The sequence below is a fragment of the Psychrobacter sp. genome, from assembly GCF_035469765.1.
In the GTDB taxonomy this organism is placed as follows: domain Bacteria; phylum Pseudomonadota; class Gammaproteobacteria; order Pseudomonadales; family Moraxellaceae; genus Psychrobacter.
Map to the genome: position 1 here is coordinate 1 of NZ_DATIRM010000274.1, position 1,778 is coordinate 1,778.

The 1,778-nt window shown below is 43.2% G+C and carries 2 protein-coding genes; one reads left to right on the forward strand and one right to left on the reverse strand.

What is annotated here, in order from left to right; translation table 11 throughout:
* On the forward strand, positions 1-352 hold a 352-nt coding region (locus VLN09_RS07785), incomplete at its 5' end, for a PTS sugar transporter subunit IIC (protein ID WP_325245275.1).
* 239 nt (positions 353-591) lie between these two features.
* Here VLN09_RS07785 and VLN09_RS07790 read toward each other — a convergent pair.
* Positions 592-1,575, reverse strand: coding sequence for a c-type cytochrome (locus tag VLN09_RS07790; RefSeq protein WP_325245276.1), 984 nt, complete (start codon positions 1,573-1,575; stop codon positions 592-594).
* Between the last annotated feature and the right edge of the window lie 203 nt (positions 1,576-1,778).

Sequence of the window (1,778 nt, forward strand, 5' to 3'; positions counted from 1 at the left end):
CGTCAGTGGTTTGATATCACAGGGTTTGGGTACCAGTATGCTGCAAATTCCTAACGTACTCAGAAAGCCCATTGTTTTATTACCTGCTGTCATAGCAAGCGCCATCGTTGGTCCTATCGCGACTGTCGGTTTCGGTTTGGCATGTACGGCTACCGGCGCGGGTATGGGAACGGCGGGATTGGTTGGTGTCTTTGGTGTGATTGAAGCATCGAAAGAGATTATGAGTACTGGTCAACTATGGACGGCGATTGTTTTATTGATGTTTGTATTGCCAGCCGTTATTGCTGGCATCGTTGCTTATGCGATGCGCCGATTTGGTTGGTTGGTCGATGGCGATATGAAACTGCCTTAATTCAAACTTTAGAATTAACCTTATTATCTAAAGACCGTTCAGAATAAAAATTGAGACATTAGTGGCCACGTGCTGCTGGTATTTTTTTTGCTTGCTGTGCCTACGCAGACAGAGGCTGCAAAAAATTTACGCCAGCAGCACTTGTATCTTTTCTAAAACGAATCAACCATATATATAAAAGCCCAGCTATTTAAGATAGCTGGGCTTTTGGTTCTCTATCACTTATCACTTTTTTTAAATTAACGGCGTACATCTTTAGGCGCATCGCCATTTGGCCAATCTTTATCTTTATTGGCTTTTACAGGGCGTGGCAAATGGGTAAAGTAATCAGCGATGTCGACAGCTTCTTGGTCAGTTAAGGTATTGCCTTGACCAAATGGCATCTTACCTTTGATAAACGCAGCGGCTGTATAAGTACGCGCCATGCCTGCACCATCGTTAAATGACTTGTCGCCAGCAACTGCGGGATAGACATAAGTGCCATCGTCATTATATTGGCCTTCGCCTTCACCACCATGGCAAACGGCACACTTCTCGGCAAATAGCTTTTTACCATTATCAGGATTCGGCTCTAAAGTTTTGTCCACTTTGACAAAGCCACGACCTTCAGGTGAGACGCCAATGGGCATGTCTTGTGATAACCAACCCATATAAGAAACAATCGCATTCATATCGTCTGATCCCAGATCAAGAGCCTTACCGTCCATTGACCGCTCAAAGCAACCGTTGATACGCTCCTGTAACGAGTTTACGCGGCCACCGCGCGAACGATAAATGGGGAATATACCTGGCAAACCATTCCAAGGCGCGGCATAAGCTTCTGAGCCATTGCTTAGGTGACAACTGGTACAATTAAGCTGATTACCAACGTTGTCTGGCAACTCTTTATAGGTATGATTGACAATTTGTAAACCACGGCGTATTGCTGCACCACGTTCATCATCTGGAATAGTAGATTCATCCGGCATCTTGATGGTGGGCTTGCCACTTGTAGCATCAGCGCCGCCTACACTAGCGGTCATTTCAGTGGCTGCTGGCATACTGCCTTTTAGCTCTTCTGCGCGGGCCTCAAGTGACTTGACTCGTGCTAGTGCTTCGGCTTCTTCGACACGATCAACGGCTTTGGTTTCTTTTTCGCTGCTACAACCAGTAATCGTAGCAGCGCTCATAGCTAAGATAGTTGCCATCAAAATGGAAGATTTGGCTAGTGAAAAAGTTTTCATTGGAATATCCTTATAATGAAATATAATATATAAATCCGTATTTATATGATATTTTAATTGTAATAATGACAGTACTAAGCTTAAATTTCAACTCAATTGCTCAGAGTAATCATTATAAAAACATTCAAAAATGTCATTAGCCGTTAAACGTTAACTATAGTGATAACAAACCTATAGTACTTTATATACGGTTATATAGAGGT

Coding starts and splice junctions, on each gene's coding strand:
- VLN09_RS07790 (WP_325245276.1), bottom strand. CDS start 1,575: ATGAAAACTTTTTCACTAGCCAAATCTTCCATTTTGATGGCAACTATC.